Source organism: Sphingomonas sp. LaA6.9, assembly GCF_022601895.1.
Classification (GTDB): Bacteria; Pseudomonadota; Alphaproteobacteria; order Sphingomonadales; family Sphingomonadaceae; genus Sphingobium_A.
The window spans coordinates 22584-38089 of the sequence record NZ_JAKVIO010000016.1 but is presented as its reverse complement, the minus strand read 5'-3'; the positions used below and the strand labels follow the sequence as shown (position 1 = coordinate 38089).

Genomic DNA, 15506 nt, shown 5'->3' with positions numbered 1-15506 from the left:
AATCTTCGCCGAATTTTAGGAGCGATCTTGTTGCATTCTTTTCATTTGCGACCGTTTCACGAACATGACATTTAAATGTCATAAAAGTGAAACAAAGACGTCATGCAAATGACGCAAATGGAGTTTGGAGAGATGATCAAAAAGGCTCTGGGCGTCTCCGCAATCGTTCTCGTTGCGCTTTCCGGCGCGGCGCATGCGGCGGGCGAGCCCAATCGCTACGCTTTCGACGAGATCGCGGCAAAGAATCTGAAGGCTGCCGAAATGCGGCTGGATGCGCAGCGGGCCAAGGAGCCGACGGAACCTTCGGTGCTGCTTAACCTCGCCTATGTGTACAGCAGGACGGGGCGTGCAGCCGAGGCCAGAACGCTGTATAACGAGGTGCTGGCCCAACCCGACGTGCTCATGGCGCTTGGTGATGGCCGGCCAGCGTCGAGCCACGATATCGCGCTCAAGGCGATGGACCGTCCGAACGGCTACGCCGCGCGATAAACGATGTTCAGGGAGGGGAGGGCAGTACCCCGGCCTCGGTCTGTTAGCTCCGGACCGATGAGACGCTTGCCGGGGTACGCCCGACAATTTTTCCCGGTGGTCTGCCGCAGCGCGCATTGACGCGCCGGGCCGGGCTCACCTTTAAGCACCACATCGATCAGCGTTGCGCATTCACCAGCCAAAGGTCGATGCGCCCGTTCTGTGGCAGCGGATTGCGCGTATCGGTGATGAAGAGCAGCCTGCCATCACCGCCCTCGATCCGCGCCGAAACCGCATATTCGGCATGTGCGGAGGGGTGGTCGGCAGGATAGGCGAGCTCGAACGCGATCGGCACCTGCCTGCCCTCGGTTTCGATGCGCGTCTCTGCGATCGTCCGCGCCGGGACATCCTGCCTGGCCACGTCGGCAATCTGCACCTTCACCACCGCATCAGCTGGCAGCGCGATACGTTCGCGGTAGCTGACCGTGCCCGCAAGGCGGCCGGCCACAAGCCCCGGGGCAGGGAGGGGCTCGGGTGCAACGTCATTCGCGCAGGCGGTCGCCGCAAGCGTCAGGGCCAGTGCGCCGGTTATCGTCCTGAAATCCATGACGGGCCTTTCCGATATTGTCGTCGGGTTCCTTGTTATCGCGCATGCTTCGCGACGCGTCAGCCCCGGACCGCACGCGCGTGATGCGTGGTGACGGGGCGGGCCTCAGAGCCGCGGCAGCGTTACCCCGCGCTGGCCCATATATTTGCCCGCGCGGTCGGCGTAGCTCGTCTCGCAAGGCTCGTTGCCCTTCAGGAAGAGGAACTGGCACGCGCCTTCATTGGCGTAGATCTTCGCGGGCAGCGGGGTCGTGTTGGAGAATTCGAGCGTCACATGGCCTTCCCAGCCGGGCTCGAGCGGCGTGACGTTCACGATGATGCCGCAGCGCGCATAGGTCGACTTGCCGAGGCAGATCACGAGGACGTCGCGCGGCACACGGAAATATTCGACGGTGCGCGCGAGCGCGAAGCTGTTGGGCGGGATGATGCAGACATCGGTCTTGCGATCGACAAAGCTGTTCGACGCGAAATCCTTGGGATCGACCACGGCGGAGTCGACATTGGTGAAGATCTTGAACTCGTCGGCGACACGCGCGTCATAGCCATAGGACGAAAGGCCATAGCTGATGCAGCCGTCACGCCGCTGGCTTTCGACGAAGGGCTCGATCATGCCCGTCGCCTGCGCCTGTTCGCGGATCCACTTGTCGCTCAGAATTGCCATTTTTGCTCCGTAACCGGGTTATGCGATGCCGAGATCGGCGGGGCCGAAGGCGTGGGGAAGAAGGTCGGAAAGGCGGTGCGTTTCGAGCGCATCACCATCGCCCGACGAACAATGGACGAGAATGTCGCGCCCGCCAAGCTGTGCCGCCTCGTTGAGGATCTGGCGGCACCGCCCGCAGGGGCGAACCGCATCGGCGCCCGTGACGCTGCCGCCAGCGTCTAGCATGCCGCCGATGATCCCGATCTCGACGACCTGACGCAGCTTGCCCTCGCTATTGGCCTTGGCGAGCGCGACGGTCTCCGCGCAAAGCGAAAGCCCATAACTCGCATTCTCGAAATTGGTGCCCGTGACGACGCTGCCGTCGTCGAGCAACAGCGCAGCGCCCACTCCGAATCTGGAATAGGGCGAATGCGCGAATGCGGCTGCAGCACGCGCCGCGTCGATAAGTTTTTTCCTATTTGTCATTCGCGCACCACATTCCATTCGACGGGTCCCTCTACGCCGTCGATACGACGGAAATCCGAGGCGCGCCACATCACCCATGGCGAATCCGCCTGATCGGGCGCGAGGAAGTTGCGCGTGCGCCAGCGCGTGCGCTGCACGGCTTCACCGATCGCATATTCGTCCTCGAAATCTTCCTCGACGCGCAGGATGGCCGGCTTGCCGCTATGCGCCTCGATCATGTCGACGAGCGTTTCGACCTCCTTCTGCACATGTTCTCTTGATGGGCGCATCGTACAATTTTCATAGAATTGCAGTGATATAGCTGGTGGCAGTGCTTCGGCTTCGCGTGGGACGGTAGCGATAAATGCGGTCGCCTGTTCGGCGGCGTCGCGGCACAGGCTATAGCCGTGCCAGGCACCGCGCCTCAGTCCTGCCTCCGCACTCGCCTGCCAATGATCCGCAAAGCTCGTGTCCCGGGTCGCGCCGTCGGTCGCACGCAGATACGCGATATCGGCCCCTTCGGCCTTGAGCGTCGGCCAATGGATCGAGCCCTGCACCGACGACACGCTGATGCCCTGGATAGGAAATTGCTCAGCTGCCGGATGCCAGTCGCGCGCATAGCCCCAGGCAGCGCCGGCGAGCGCTCCGATCGCAAGCAGGCCGCCTCCGAGCAGCGCCAGCTGCCGCTTTACCGTCCTTTGCCCCATTGCCCCCGTCTTACCCCTTGATGTGCAGCACGCAGATCAGCGTAAAGAGCCGCCGCGCAGTATCGAAATCCAGGTCGATCTTCCCCTCGAGCCGCTCGACCAGCAGCGACGCGGCATCATTGTGGATAGCGCGCCTAGCCATGTCCACCGTCTCGATCTGCTGCGGCGTTGACTGGCGGATCGCCTGGAAATAGCTGTCGCAGATCGCGAAATAGTCCTTGATCGGTCGCCGGAAGCGCCCGAGCCCGAGGATGAGGGATTCGAGCGGCGTGCCGTCCTCGCGGCCGATATCGAGCGCAAGCCGCCCCTCCTCGACGCGCAGGCGTATGCGATACGGGCCCTTGTAGCCATCGGCGTGTTCGCGCTGCGGCGCGAAGTGATTGCCTTCGAGGATGTCGAAGATGGCGATCCGGCGCTCCTGCTCGACATCCGCACTGCGCCAGATGATCGTAGCCTGATCGAGCTCGATATCGATGATGCGCGGGTCCGCCATTGTTCCGCCTCTATCGGGGAAGCGCGCGCGCCTCAACTGCTTCGCCACCACGGCAATCCTGTGTTATCGGTAATCCACAGTTTTTCCACAGGCGCCGGGGCCAAACATACACAAGTTGCTCTGGGTTGAGCCCGGCCCCGGCGTGCGCGAGAAGCAGAGCCATGGCTGATCCGATCCGACTGATTCCCGCCAATGAAGGCGAGCAACCCGAACTTCCGCAGAATATCGAGGCGGAGGCCGCGTTGCTGGGCGCGATGATGCTCGACAATCGCGTTGCCGAGGACGTGATGCAGAAGCTGCGCGCCGAGCATTTCTACGAGCCTGTGCACGGCCGCATCTATGACGCGATCCTGAAGCTCGTCACCAAGAACATGATTGCGAGCCCCGTTACGCTTCGTCCGATGTTCGAGAGCGACGAGGCCATGAAGGATCTGGGCGGTCCGGCCTATCTCGCGCGGCTCACGGGCAGCGGCGCGGCGCTGATCGCGGCGCGCGACTTTGCCGAGCAGATCTATGAGCTCGCGATGTTGCGGGCACTCATCGGCGTCGGGCGCGAACTCGTTACCAAGGCGATGGACACATCGGATGAGGTGAATCCGAAGAAGCAGATCGAGGACGCCGAGGTCGCGCTCTACCGCGTCGCCGAAGAGGGCGGAGAGACCGGCTCGGTCAAGACCTTCCTGCAAGCCAGTCGCGTCGCGGTGGAAATGGCCGAAAAGGCCCTCAACGCGGGCGGCGGGCTGTCGGGCGTCACGACCGGGTTGTCCGTTATCAACTCGCGCATCGGTGGTCTCCACCACTCGGACCTTATCATCCTCGCCGGCCGACCGGGCATGGGCAAGACGTCGCTCGCCACGAACATCGCGTTTAACGCCGCCAGCCGCTGGCAGCGCGATTTCGAGGATGGGATAGACATGAAGAAGTCGGTCGGCGCCAAGGTCGCGTTCTTCAGCCTCGAAATGGCTGCGGACCAGCTCGCGACGCGTATCCTCTCCGAACAATCGGGGATCAGCGGTGAAAGCCTCCGCATGGGCAAGATCAGCCAGCAGGATTTCCGCAATCTCGCGCGGGCCTCGGGCGAGCTCGAAAACCTGCCACTGTTCATCGACGATACGCCGGGCCTGACGATCGCGGCGCTCCGCACACGCGCCCGTCGCTTGAAGCGCCGGCACGATATCGGCTTCATCGTGATCGACTATCTCCAGCTGCTCCAGGGCTCGGGCAAGTCGAGCGACGGCAACCGCGTGCAGGAAATCTCGGAGATCAGCCGCGGCCTCAAGACGCTGGCGAAGGAGCTCAACGTCCCCGTGATCGCGCTCTCGCAGCTCAGCCGTGCGGTCGAGCAGCGTGAGGACAAGCGCCCGCAGCTGTCCGATCTTCGTGAATCGGGCTCGATCGAGCAGGACGCCGACATGGTCTGGTTCGTCTACCGCGAGGACTATTATCACTCGTTCAAGAAGCCGGCTGAGCCCAACGCCAATTCGACGGCGGAAGAGCATGACGCCTGGAACGCGTGGCTGCAGGAGGACTTCAAGATCAGCGGCCTTGCGCAGCTCATCATTGCCAAGCAGCGCCATGGTGCCACGGGATCGGTCAAGATGCGTTTCGACAGCAAGATCACGCGCTTTTCCGACTATATTGAGGATAACCGGTTGCCCGAGCAGTATAACTAGAGCATCGCGCGCCAAATCGGCATGACCTGACCGCTTATCCTGAGGAGGGACTGAGCGAAGGCGAAGGCCTGTCTCGAAGGATCTGGCAGTGAGCGTCCTTCGAGACGCCGTTTCGGCAAGCTCAACGGCTCCTCAGGATGAGCGGGTCCGATTTAACCCTCGATGCTCCAGGTCTGTGCCGTGCCTTTCGGGCCGTTTCACAGGTTTGTGATAAGAGGGGTTTAACGGGATGCCACTAAGCCGGGCGTTGATGCTTATTACGTCACGTCCGCAATGACAGGTCACGAGATCGGCCTTTCCGAGCCCTGGCAGCTGCTCCATACTTGGCCGCTTCCGGCGATGGTGAACCCAAATCATGCAGGGGGCGATGCTGTGGCGCAGCAAGGTCGCCTGACAGTGCCGGCGGATCGCGAACTGCTCCGGAAATTCGTCGGGGTGGGGGCGTGGGAATGCGATCTGCGAGACGATTCCCTGACCTGGACGACCAGCATATTCGATCTATTCGGGCTGCCTCGCGACACGGGGGTCGACCGCGCCGATGCGGTCGCACGATATTGCGATGAATCGCGCGAAGCGATGGAGCTGCTGCGCGCCTACGCGATAAAGCACCGGCGAGGCTTCACCATGGACGCCCGGCTCATCTCGCCCGACGGCGAGCCGCGCTGGATGCGGCTTGCCACCGCCGTGGAATGTGAGGAGCGGCGTCCGAGCCGACTTTATGGGACGAAACAGGACATCACGCTGGAGCGCACGCGTCGCGAGCGTCTTCGCGGCATGGCGGGGGTCGACGAGTGCACCGGTTTTGCCACGCGTGCTGCGTTCGATGCGCATTTTTTTAACGGGCGCGCCGGGGAGCGCAGCTTGAGCGAGGCGCTCGTCATCATCAATGTCGAAGACATTGCGAGGATAGAAAAACGGTTTGGACCCGCCGCGAGCGAGGCTTGCCTTGGATCGCTCGCATCGAGGCTGGCATTTCTCGTGAAAGATGCTTCGATGATTGCGCGCGTCGGGGAGCATGATTTCGCGGTTCTCTTGCACGCTTCGTCCGGCTCCGGCGCCCTTGAGCGAACGGTTCACCGTCTTGTGCGCGCACTGGCGGAACCGGTCTACTGGCAGGGTTATCTGCTCAGCGTCACACCCGCGGCCGGAATTGAATATGCTGGCGATGCGGCGAGGCGCGACGCGGCGGGTTTCTATTCGGTGGCTCTGGAGAGGGCGAAGGGAGCGAGGCGCAAGCGTGACGCGGAGGCGCTCCCGTCGAGTTTCACTTCGCTGCTTTGAGATATGCGCGCCGTTGGCGGCGGCTCCGGAAGCGCACGCGAAAGGGCAGGCCCCCGGTCACGCCCGGCAGCCCGGTAGTGGCCGGGCTCTATTTGTTCCTTGCCAATACCTCGTCGCACGCCTTGTTCGTGGAACTGCCCTTGCCGATGGTGTGGCCCGCCAACGCGCCCGCGCCGGCTGCCAGTGCAGCCTCGGCGAGGCCGCCACCGGCGATCACCGCAACACCCGCGCCGCCGGCCGTGCCCGCGATGGCGCCCGTCTTGCCTCCCTTCTTGCGCTTGAGGAGGCAGTAGCGGACATCGTCCTGGTCTTGCGGGGCCGCCCGAGCCACCCTTGCTTCTTCCTTCTTGCTCAACGATTTGGCGGTAGCCGGCGTGGCCAGCAGCGACAGGAGAACAAGGCCCGAGACGGTCAGCTTAACCTTCGTCATGAGATCGCTCCTTGTAGCGCAACAGTGCGCAACGCCTGCGCGGCAATTGTCAGCGTGCGGATGCGGGTAGTCCCGACGGGGGCCGTATTCCGTCGAAATCCCGCAGTCGACACGGGCGGTAGCGAGGGCAGGCGTCGTTCTCAATTCTACGTGAAATTCACGAAATTGGCGAGAGTTCCGCGTCGATGGGAGCGAAGATAACGTACTGGATTTCCCGCCTGATATGCCTAAAGCGCCTGGTCACGGTACGAGCCGGCGACCAGCTCGAATTAGTCTCGTACAATCCGAACGCGTCGTCGGATCATGTGTTCAAGGGAAGGTGAACGGTCCTTCGCGGTTCCCCAGCGCGCAGGCCGGGGCCGCTTTCAGGCGTGCTTAAAATCCGACCTGGAGAAAGATCGCAGGCCCCTTGAACTCGTAAGCGATCCGTCCCTCCCATTCGGGCTTTTCGACATCGAGCCGATAGTCGACATAGCGATACATTGCGCCGATGCCGACATTCTTGAATACGCGATAGGTCAACGCAGCCTGGGTGTTGATGAGGCGGCCATCATAATCGTCAATCGACAGGGACAGATAGTCGATACGCCCGGTCAGGGTCAGCTTGGGCATGATCTCATATGCGCCGAACAGTCCGACCGTCGGAAGTGGCGCGAGCGCGGAGCGACGGCGTGACTCGAACTGTCCGGTTGCTCCCCCGACATTTCCGATACCCTCAATCTGAATCTCGAAATCGGTCGCATGCAACCCCAGCGCGGCGCCAATTTCGAAATTGTCCTCGCGCACGAAAGCATATCCGAGCGTAAGCCGATACACATCGGTATTGAACTTGCTCGTTATACTCGCGGTGGCGGGATATGTGACGTCGTCAAAGACGATATCACGCGCAAGATTGACAGTTCCATCGCGTCCCAGCGAATAATATTCGGCGCCGATCGAGAAATTGCTCCCCAGACGAACACCCGCGAATACCGCGGGCAGAGTGGAATCATTGTCGAGGCCCAGATCGGATTCGAGGTCGATCTCTGTTCCTACGGTGTTGTCTGTAAGCGACGATACTCTGATGTCCGTATCGACTTTTGGGAAATAGGCAGACCCTTCAATCCAGAACTTGTCGTCCAGGGCCTGAGCATTTGCTGACGTCGCTCCGAAAACCCCGCCAAGTACGGCGGCAACCATCACGCGCTTTACTGTCAACATGATCATCGACCATCTCCCCCTGTTGATCAGGCTCTGACGGCCCGGTACTGGCCGGCACTACGGAAGTCTCGTCTTTAACAAGGACATTATCACCGAAGACATTATCACTAAAGCGTCTTTTGCATAATAAGGACAAATACGTGGTGCTTCCGGATCGTCGCTGTGGCGGATTCCACACACCGACCTGACCGACCTTGCTTCGGTGCATCGGGTGATCGGAGTGCGGCGTGCGGTGGTGCTGCGGCAGGACCTTTTTCAAGCCGGCGAACATGCCCGATTCGTGAAATTGCCCGCCGTCGGATTCGCGCGGCGTGATAATCATTCAGAACGGGGTCATGACCAGAATCTTCGTTCGTAATGGCAAACAAGATCGCCGCTTAAAAATATCCGAAGCAAGATGACGCCGCGCAGACGTCATTGAAAAGCGGATCAATAACGTCACTCTATCAATTCTCTATTTGGAAAACTTTACAATGATGTGTCGAAACTTTCGTTGACCTATTTCTAAACGGAGAAATATGTCCTTCCCAGGATGACGTCACTTCCATCGAGAAAGTGACAGCTTGGGGAGTGCAATGTCGAGCGCCGACAAACATCATGGCATCCGGTTGGAGCTGGCTGTTGAGCAGTGGAATCTGAAGGCGCCCTTCAGGATTTCGGGCCACGTCTTTTCGCAACATCAGGCGCTCGTCGTTGCGCTTCATGACGGTGATCTTGTCGGACGTGGAGAGGCTGCCGGCGTCTATTACCGCGGAGACGATGTCACTGCGATGGTTGAACGCATCGAGCGGGTCAGGGGCGCGATCGAAGCGGGTATCGGTCGCGAAGAACTGCAGCATATTCTTCCTGCGGGTGGCGCCAGAAACGCCCTGGATTGTGCTCTGTGGGATCTTGAGGCGAAGCGTGCCGGTTGCCCGCTGTGGCGGCTCGCGGGACTGGAAAAACCCGGCGCGCTCATCACTACTTTCACTTTCGGCGCGGAGGCGCCTGCGGTGGTCGGCGCGGGCGCCCGGGCTTCGGATTTTGCAGCGCTCAAACTCAAACTCTGCGGCGACCAGGACGATGCTGCGCGCGTAAGGGCGGCGCGCGCAGCGCGCCCTGAAGCATGGATCGGGGTGGACGCCAATCAGGGGCTCGATCGCGCGGGCCTTGAGCGGCTCATACCCGTGCTGGTCGATGCCGGCGTCTCGCTGATCGAGCAGCCACTGCCCGTCGGCAGCGAAGCAGATCTGGAGGGGCTGGATTCCCCGATCGCGATCGCCGCCGATGAGACCGTCCAGACGCTCGCGGATGTGGCGGCATTCGCCGGGTCGTTCGACGTGATCAACATCAAGCTCGACAAGTGTGGCGGGCTTACCGAGGCGCTCGCAATGGCGCATGAAGCGCGCCGGCTCGGCCTTCAGGTCATGGTCGGCAACATGATCGGGACCTCGTTGGCGATGGCTCCCGCGTGGCTCGTCGGTCAGCAATCGACTGTCGTCGATCTCGACGGGCCGCTCCATCTGACGTCGGACCGCACCGAGCGCGCCACATATCGCGATGGCCAGATCCATTGCGGGGATGCGGTCTGGGGCGGTGCGACCATGACTGGGCAGGGCGCATGACAATCGCCGCGCTGCCCCAGCCATATCTGCTCTTCCTCGGCGACGTTGGGGAACGCGCTTTCCTGAAGACCGCGCTTGGTCTCGCAGACTGGGCAAGCGAGCACTGCATTGGCGAGTATCGACTGCCCGGCGCGGCAGTGACCACCGGCTTGCCCGCGATGGCGCCTGTGGAGGCGCGTGCGGGCGGCGCCCGTGCGATGGTCATCGGTGCCGCAACGCCCGGAGGCGGTATCCCGGACAGCTGGATCGACGGGCTGTTGCAGGCGCTGGGCGCGGGGCTCGATATCGTGAGCGGGATGCATGTGCCCTTGTCGAGCATCGCGCGGCTCGCAGAAGCGGCCGAGCGTCAGGGGCGGCAACTGATCGATGTGCGCCGGCCGCCGAACAGTATCAGCGTCGCTTCGGGTGCCAAGCGTACGGGCAATCGGTTGCTGACCGTTGGCACCGATTGCGCGCTGGGCAAGAAATACACCGCGCTCGCAATCGATCGCGCGTTTCGTCGGCGCGGAATCGCCTCCGATTTTCGCGCCACGGGCCAGACGGGAATCCTGATCGCCGGCCGGGGTATGCCGATGGACGCCGTGGTCGCAGATTTCTGCGCGGGCGCCGCCGAAATGCTGACGCCCGATGCCGCCGACGACCATTGGGACGTGATCGAGGGGCAGGGATCGCTGTTTCACCCTTCTTATGCGGGGGTTTCGCTCGCGCTGCTCCACGGCAGCCAGCCCGATGTGGTCGTGGTCTGCCACGAGCCGGGCCGACGCAACATGGTAGGCGCGGCGGGCTTCGCGCTGCCAACCGTGGAGGAGGCGATCGAAACCAACCTGCTATTGGCGCGCCGCGTCAACCCGCAGGTCCGTTGTGCAGGCGTAAGCTTCAACACCTCCGCACTTTCGGTGGAGGATGCCGAGCGCCTGATGGAAACCGAAGGCGCGCGGCTGGGCCTGCCGGTGGCGGACCCGGTTCGTGGCGGCCCGGCATTCGATCGATTGGTATCGGCATGTCTGGGGCAATGAGTCCGGCCGCGACCGACTGGTTCGGCCAGCCACGCGGGCTCGCGATCCTTTTTTGCACCGAGATGTGGGAGAAATTCTCGTTCTACGGAATGCGGGCCCTGCTCGTCTATTACATGACCAAGCATCTCCTCATGCCGCAGGATGCGGCCTCGCTCACCTACGGCGCCTATACCGCCTTCGTCTATCTGACGCCGATTGCCGGCGGGATCATCGCCGATCGCTGGCTGGGGCGCCGCCGGGCGGTGGTCCTCGGCGGATCGATCATGGCGGCGGGCCATTTCATGATGGCTTTCGAGACGCTTTTCTTCCCGGCGCTCGGCGTGATCGCGCTGGGCAACGGGCTGTTCCTGCCAAGCCTGCCGAGCCAGATCGAGGATTTGTACGCGCCTGCCGATGCGCGCCGCGCGAGCGCTTACAACATCTACTATGTCGGCGTGAATCTGGGCGCGTTTCTTGCGCCGCTGGGGTGCGGATATCTCGGCGAAACCTATGGCTGGCACTGGGGGTTCGGCGCTGCCGGGATCGGCATGGTCACGGGGCTGATCGTCTATCTCGCGGGCAGCCGATATCTTCCAGCAGAGCGCGTGCGTGACAAAGCGGAACCCACGTCGGACCGCGCCGCGGGCGATGCTGTGCGCGGTCGTTTCGCGGTGCTGATCGCGGTGATGGCCGCGGTGGTCATATTCCGCACGTCCTATGAGCAGGTGGGCAACACCGTCGCGCTCTGGATCGACCAGGGCGTCGATCGCAGCATCGGCGACGCGACCATACCGATGACCTGGTTCCAGTCGCTGAACCCGCTGCTCGTGTTCGTGCTTACGCCCTTGCTGATCCTGTGGTGGAGGACCCGCGACACCGGCGCATCCCACTCGACCGCGCGGCGCATGGCGCGTGGCGCGACAATCGTGGCGGGGGCCTATCTGCTGCTCGTACTGGTCAGCCTTGGCGCGGTGGGGGACGCGCGCGCGAGCTGGCTCTGGCTTGCCCTGTTCTTTGCGATCCTGACCGCCGGCGAATTGCACATTCTCCCGGTGGGGCTGGGGCTCTTCGGGCGGCTGGCACCCGCGGGATTCGCCGCGACCGCGATCGCGACATGGTTCTTCGCCGGTTTCGCCGGAAATCTGCTGGCGGGGCTGTTCGGCACGCTCTGGAGCAGAGTGGAGCCTGCGCTGTTCTTCGGCGGCGCGGCGCTGCTCGCGGCATTTTCCGCAGCACTGCTGACCGCGCTCGATGGAATGGTGTCGAGGGCCGAAGCGTCGCGGGACATCAATTGGAGGATGCGGTGATGAAGTTGGTCCTACGGATCGCGGCTGTCCTGTCTGGCGCGATCATGGCTCCGGCGCTGGCGCAGCCTGCACCGCCAGTTCGCACGACCATTGCGGCGCATGACCTCGAGCTGTTTGTCGACGGCGTGATGCGCGATGCGATGGCAAGCGAGCACATCGCAGGCGCCGCGGTCGCTGTGGTCACGCAGGACCGGACCCTGTTGCTCAAGGGATATGGTCAAGCGGACGTCGCCAGGAGCGTGCCGGTCGATCCCGCGCGCACGCTGTTCCGCATCGGTTCGCTGTCAAAGACCTTCACCTGGATATTGCTGATGCGCGAGGTCGAGCGGGGACGTGTGCGCCTCGACGCGCCGGTGAACGACTATCTTCCGCCAGCACTGAAGCTGCCCGACGATGGCTTTCGCCGCCCCGTTCGTGTCATCGACCTGATGGCGCATTCCGCGGGGTTCGAGGATATCGGGCTGGGGCACATGCTGGTCGGCGACGGTGCCAAAGTGATCCCGCTCGAGGACTATCTGGCGCGTCACCGCCCGCGTCGCGTCCGCGAACCGGCGGCAGCACCCACCTATTCCAATTATGGCGCAGCACTTGCCGGCGCGATCGTTGCGCGAATCTCGGGAGTCGACTTCCAGACACTGGTGGAGCGTGAAATTTTCCGTCCGCTTGCCATGCGCGATGCGACGTTCCGCGAACCCTATCCCTCACGCACTGGATTGCCCGCACCGATGGCGCCCGCGCTCGCCGCGCGCCTCGCGACCGGGTACACATGGAGCGCGGGCAGTTTTCAGTCGCATGGTTTCGAATATGTCAGCCGCATCGCGCCTGCGGGCAGCGCCTCGGCATCGGCGGCGGCGATTGCGCGATATATGCAGGCCCAGCTGGCGGGCGGAATGCTGGACGGCGCCTCGCTCTACGGATCCCGGGCGGCCGCGGCGTTCCGCGCTCCCATACCGGGGCAGGCGGCCGGACGGACCTGGGCGCACGGCTACATGATCTCGCCGCTAGGCAACGGCATGACCGGATATGGGCACGCGGGTGCGACGGGATTTTTCCTGAGCAACATGGTGCTGATCCCCGAACTCGGTATCGGCATCTTCGTCACCACCAACACCGACACGGGGCGCGCGCTGGCGGCGAGGCTTCCCGAACTGATCGCCCAGCGCTTCGGCGGCGGTGCACCAGTCTATCGCGCCGGGGATCAAGGACTCGCGTCACGGCGCGCGACATATGCCGGCACCTACCTCACGTCCCGCCGCGCCTATTCGGGGCTGGAGCAATTCGTATCGCTTCTCTCTTCCTCAGCTTCGGTCCGCGTCACCCCGACCGGATATCTCGTCACTCAAACAGGCCCGGCGATCGCGGCCTGGGTGCCCGACGGTGCGCCAGACCGCTTCGTCTCGGCCGCGGGTGACCAGCGCATGTCATTCCGGCGCGACGCGTCGGGCAATGTCAGCGGCTATGTCACCGCCAATGGGATGAGCGTCATGGAGCGCGCGAGCGCCGTCTATTCACCCGGCACGATGGCGTTGGCGGCTGTGCTCGTGCTCGTTGTCGCAGGGGGCACGGTCATCCGCGCGATTCTCAGGCGCCGCCAGGCGCCGGTATCGACGCGGAGCCAGAAATTGTCGGCTCTCGGTGGGTTGGTTGCGGCCGGCTTGTGGCTCGCATCCTGTCTCTGCTTCGCGCTCTGGGGGGCTTCGGCGGGCAGTCGCGAAACACTGGTCTACGGCTTTCCGGGGCCGTTCCTCACCGGCGCGTCGCTCATGGCGCTGAATGCGACGATCATAGCGGCGCTATCGGTGGTGGCGCTGCCGCTGGTCTGGAAAGGCGCTGGATGGGCCCGGTGGCGCAAGCTCAGACACAGCGTTTCGATGCTCCTTTTTCTTTCATTTGGCGCGCTGGTTGGCGCATGGGGAGGGCTGTCTTCATGGGCATGATCCGCACGGTGCTGCGCTGCAGCCTGACGATCGCTTCGATCCTCGCGCTGACGAATTCGGCGCAGGCGAGATCCACGAACGTTCGCTACGACATCGTAATTCGCGGCGGTCAGGTGATTGACGGGACGGGCGCGCCGCCGATCCGTGCCGACGTCGCGATAAAGGACGGGCGGTTGGTCAGAATTGGCCGCGTTCGCGACAAGGGTGCCAGGGAGATCGATGCCAGCGGACGATATGTCAGTCCCGGGTGGATCGACATGCTCGACCAGTCGGGCAGGGTCCTGTCGACCGATGGTTCGGCGCTTAACAAGCTCCAGATGGGTGTCACCACGCTCCTCGGCGGCGAGGCCGGGACGCCCGTGCCCGCGGCGCAAACCGATGCGTGGCTCTCGGCATTCGAGGCGAAGGGGATCGCGGTCAATTTCGGCAGCTATTATGGCACCACGCAAGCCCGGATCGAGGTGATGGGTGACGGGGCAGGTACGCCGAGTGCCGACCAGATGCGCGCGATGGAGGGGCGCGTTGCCGCAGCAATGGAGGGGGGGGCGCTTGGCGTCGCCAACGCTCTGATCTATCGACCCGCCGCTTTCCAGACGACTGACGAACTGGTCGCGCTCGCGAAGGTAGCCGCGCGCTATGGCGGAATCTATGGCAGCCATGTTCGTGACGAGAGCGCCGGGCTGGTCACGGCTGTCGACGAGGCCATAGCGATCGGCGAGCGTTCAGGAGCCTCCGTCGAGATCTTCCACTTCAAGGGGGCATATCAGCCGGGCTGGGGCCGGCTTTTGCCCGAGGCGGGCGCACATGTTGAAGCAGCGCGCAGCCGCGGCGTCGACGTCTGGGCGAACATCTATCCCTATATCGCGGGTGGAACCGGGCTCGAAGCGACGCTTCCAACCTGGGTGTTCCGCGACGGCATCGCCAAGGTTGGCGAAAAGCTGGCCGATCCGGCGATCCGGGACAGGCTGAAGCGGGAGATTGCGGCAGGCTCGCTCCCCGGCTGGGCCAATCTGGTCGAGGCGTCGGGGGGATGGAAGGGTGTTATCCTCGCGAACAGTCACAGCGAAGAGTTCCGCCGGTTTCATGGCCGCAGCATGCTGGATATTGCCAACGAACTTGGCCGCGACCCGACCGAGCTTTCCTGGGAGATTATGGCCAAGGCCCAGCCACACAGGGCGATGGCGCTGTTTTTCCTGACCGCAGAAGCCGATATCCGCACCGCGCTTTCCTATCCGTGGACGACGATTGGCAGCGACGCCGCGGCCGCTGCCGGTGCGGGGCTGGTGGACGCGCTCGGGCTGCCGCATCCGCGCGCCTATGGAACATTTCCGCGCATCGTCGCCGAATATGTGAAGCGCTCCAAACTGCTCACGCTGCCCCAGGCCGTCCATCGCATGACCGGTCTGTCCGCGCGCCGGATGAAGCTCGCCGATCGCGGGCTCGTTCGTGCGGGATACTGGGGAGACCTCACAATCTTCGATCTCGACCGGCTCGACGACCGGGCCAGCTGGGACCAGCCAACCGCCATTCCGACCGGGATCGACTACGTCCTCGTCAATGGCGAACTCGTGCTCGAGCACGGAAAATACACCGGCGCAACGCCGGGAAAAGTGATCCGAGGCGCAGGCTACAAGGCGCCGGCCGACTGACCGGGGCGGCAATCACGCTCCAGAAGACACCGACAACAAGACCGAGAGGGG

Annotated in this window: 15 protein-coding genes; 8 read left to right on the top strand and 7 right to left on the bottom strand. The window is 63.3% G+C overall.

The genetic code is table 11. The features are described 5' to 3' along the window. Window positions 1–132: 132 nt before the first annotated feature. Entirely contained in the window at window positions 133–489 is a 357-nt protein-coding gene (locus MKI88_RS10130) for a tetratricopeptide repeat protein (RefSeq protein WP_241631233.1), read from the top strand. Window positions 490–646: 157 nt separating this feature from the next. Here the strand turns inward: MKI88_RS10130 and MKI88_RS10125 are convergent, their stop codons facing one another. From MKI88_RS10125 to MKI88_RS10105, 5 genes are all read right to left on the bottom strand, one after another. Then, window positions 647–1075, bottom strand: coding sequence for a YbaY family lipoprotein (locus tag MKI88_RS10125; RefSeq protein WP_241631232.1), 429 nt, complete (start codon window positions 1073–1075; stop codon window positions 647–649). Window positions 1076–1180: 105 nt separating this feature from the next. Then, on the bottom strand, window positions 1181–1735 hold the full coding sequence (gene dcd / locus MKI88_RS10120; protein ID WP_241631231.1) for a dCTP deaminase: 555 nt from the start codon (window positions 1733–1735) through the stop codon (window positions 1181–1183). An 18-nt stretch (window positions 1736–1753) separates the two neighbouring features. After that, window positions 1754–2200 carry a cytidine deaminase gene (locus tag MKI88_RS10115; RefSeq protein WP_241631230.1) on the bottom strand — a complete coding sequence of 149 codons (447 nt, stop codon included), beginning with the start codon at window positions 2198–2200 and terminating at the stop codon, window positions 1754–1756. Then, window positions 2197–2886: a GH25 family lysozyme gene (locus MKI88_RS10110; RefSeq protein ID WP_241631229.1), complete on the bottom strand. Its 690-nt coding sequence runs from the start codon at window positions 2884–2886 to the stop codon at window positions 2197–2199. The genes MKI88_RS10115 and MKI88_RS10110 overlap by 4 nt, the downstream gene beginning before the upstream one ends. Window positions 2887–2896: 10 nt before the next feature. Continuing rightward, window positions 2897–3379 (bottom strand): UPF0262 family protein, encoded by a 483-nt coding sequence (locus tag MKI88_RS10105; RefSeq protein WP_241631228.1) that lies wholly within the window; start codon window positions 3377–3379, stop codon window positions 2897–2899. A 161-nt stretch (window positions 3380–3540) separates the two neighbouring features. On the opposite strand from MKI88_RS10105, the gene MKI88_RS10100 reads away from it, so the two are divergent. Both MKI88_RS10100 and MKI88_RS10095 read left to right on the top strand, forming a co-directional pair. After that, window positions 3541–5052: a replicative DNA helicase gene (locus MKI88_RS10100; RefSeq protein ID WP_241631227.1), complete on the top strand. Its 1512-nt coding sequence runs from the start codon at window positions 3541–3543 to the stop codon at window positions 5050–5052. Between the two features lie 372 nt (window positions 5053–5424). Then, window positions 5425–6333, top strand: coding sequence for a GGDEF domain-containing protein (locus MKI88_RS10095; RefSeq protein ID WP_241631226.1), 909 nt, complete (start codon window positions 5425–5427; stop codon window positions 6331–6333). Window positions 6334–6421: 88 nt separating this feature from the next. Here MKI88_RS10095 and MKI88_RS10090 read toward each other — a convergent pair whose 3' ends face one another. Further along, complete coding sequence (locus tag MKI88_RS10090) at window positions 6422–6763, bottom strand: hypothetical protein (RefSeq protein ID WP_241631225.1); 342 nt, start codon at window positions 6761–6763, stop codon at window positions 6422–6424. 375 nt (window positions 6764–7138) lie between these two features. Then, window positions 7139–7969, bottom strand: coding sequence for an outer membrane beta-barrel protein (locus MKI88_RS10085; protein WP_241631224.1), 831 nt, complete (start codon window positions 7967–7969; stop codon window positions 7139–7141). A 569-nt stretch (window positions 7970–8538) separates the two neighbouring features. Here MKI88_RS10085 and MKI88_RS10080 point away from each other — a divergent pair. Genes MKI88_RS10080 through MKI88_RS10060 form a run of 5 tightly spaced genes read left to right on the top strand, consistent with a single transcriptional unit; the run spans window position 8539 to window position 15455 of the window. Further along, a complete protein-coding gene (locus MKI88_RS10080; RefSeq protein WP_241631223.1) occupies window positions 8539–9567 on the top strand; it encodes a dipeptide epimerase in 1029 nt (342 codons plus the stop codon). Further along, complete coding sequence (locus tag MKI88_RS10075; protein WP_241631222.1) at window positions 9564–10583, top strand: DUF1611 domain-containing protein; 1020 nt, start codon at window positions 9564–9566, stop codon at window positions 10581–10583. The genes MKI88_RS10080 and MKI88_RS10075 overlap by 4 nt, the downstream gene beginning before the upstream one ends. Further along, window positions 10580–11869 (top strand): peptide MFS transporter, encoded by a 1290-nt coding sequence (locus MKI88_RS10070; RefSeq protein ID WP_241631221.1) that lies wholly within the window; start codon window positions 10580–10582, stop codon window positions 11867–11869. The genes MKI88_RS10075 and MKI88_RS10070 overlap by 4 nt, the downstream gene beginning before the upstream one ends. Next, window positions 11869–13806: a serine hydrolase gene (locus MKI88_RS10065; protein WP_241631220.1), complete on the top strand. Its 1938-nt coding sequence runs from the start codon at window positions 11869–11871 to the stop codon at window positions 13804–13806. Before MKI88_RS10070 ends, MKI88_RS10065 begins: the two co-directional genes overlap by 1 nt. After that, window positions 13797–15455 carry an amidohydrolase family protein gene (locus MKI88_RS10060; protein ID WP_241631219.1) on the top strand — a complete coding sequence of 553 codons (1659 nt, stop codon included), beginning with the start codon at window positions 13797–13799 and terminating at the stop codon, window positions 15453–15455. Before MKI88_RS10065 ends, MKI88_RS10060 begins: the two co-directional genes overlap by 10 nt. Window positions 15456–15506: the final 51 nt, after the last annotated feature.

Excerpts from the sequence above, each read along its gene's own strand:
- MKI88_RS10085 (WP_241631224.1), bottom strand. The coding sequence starts at position 7,969 with ATGATCATGTTGACAGTAAAGCGCGTGATGGTTGCCGCCGTACTTGGC.
- MKI88_RS10105 (WP_241631228.1), bottom strand. The coding sequence starts at position 3,379 with ATGGCGGACCCGCGCATCATCGATATCGAGCTCGATCAGGCTACGATC.
- MKI88_RS10130 (WP_241631233.1), top strand. The coding sequence starts at position 133 with ATGATCAAAAAGGCTCTGGGCGTCTCCGCAATCGTTCTCGTTGCGCTT.
- MKI88_RS10125 (WP_241631232.1), bottom strand. The coding sequence starts at position 1,075 with ATGGATTTCAGGACGATAACCGGCGCACTGGCCCTGACGCTTGCGGCG.
- dcd (WP_241631231.1), bottom strand. The coding sequence starts at position 1,735 with ATGGCAATTCTGAGCGACAAGTGGATCCGCGAACAGGCGCAGGCGACG.
- MKI88_RS10075 (WP_241631222.1), top strand. The coding sequence starts at position 9,564 with ATGACAATCGCCGCGCTGCCCCAGCCATATCTGCTCTTCCTCGGCGAC.
- MKI88_RS10060 (WP_241631219.1), top strand. The coding sequence starts at position 13,797 with ATGGGCATGATCCGCACGGTGCTGCGCTGCAGCCTGACGATCGCTTCG.
- MKI88_RS10080 (WP_241631223.1), top strand. The coding sequence starts at position 8,539 with ATGTCGAGCGCCGACAAACATCATGGCATCCGGTTGGAGCTGGCTGTT.
- MKI88_RS10090 (WP_241631225.1), bottom strand. The coding sequence starts at position 6,763 with ATGACGAAGGTTAAGCTGACCGTCTCGGGCCTTGTTCTCCTGTCGCTG.
- MKI88_RS10070 (WP_241631221.1), top strand. The coding sequence starts at position 10,580 with ATGAGTCCGGCCGCGACCGACTGGTTCGGCCAGCCACGCGGGCTCGCG.
- MKI88_RS10065 (WP_241631220.1), top strand. The coding sequence starts at position 11,869 with ATGAAGTTGGTCCTACGGATCGCGGCTGTCCTGTCTGGCGCGATCATG.
- MKI88_RS10100 (WP_241631227.1), top strand. The coding sequence starts at position 3,541 with ATGGCTGATCCGATCCGACTGATTCCCGCCAATGAAGGCGAGCAACCC.
- MKI88_RS10110 (WP_241631229.1), bottom strand. The coding sequence starts at position 2,886 with ATGGGGCAAAGGACGGTAAAGCGGCAGCTGGCGCTGCTCGGAGGCGGC.
- MKI88_RS10115 (WP_241631230.1), bottom strand. The coding sequence starts at position 2,200 with ATGACAAATAGGAAAAAACTTATCGACGCGGCGCGTGCTGCAGCCGCA.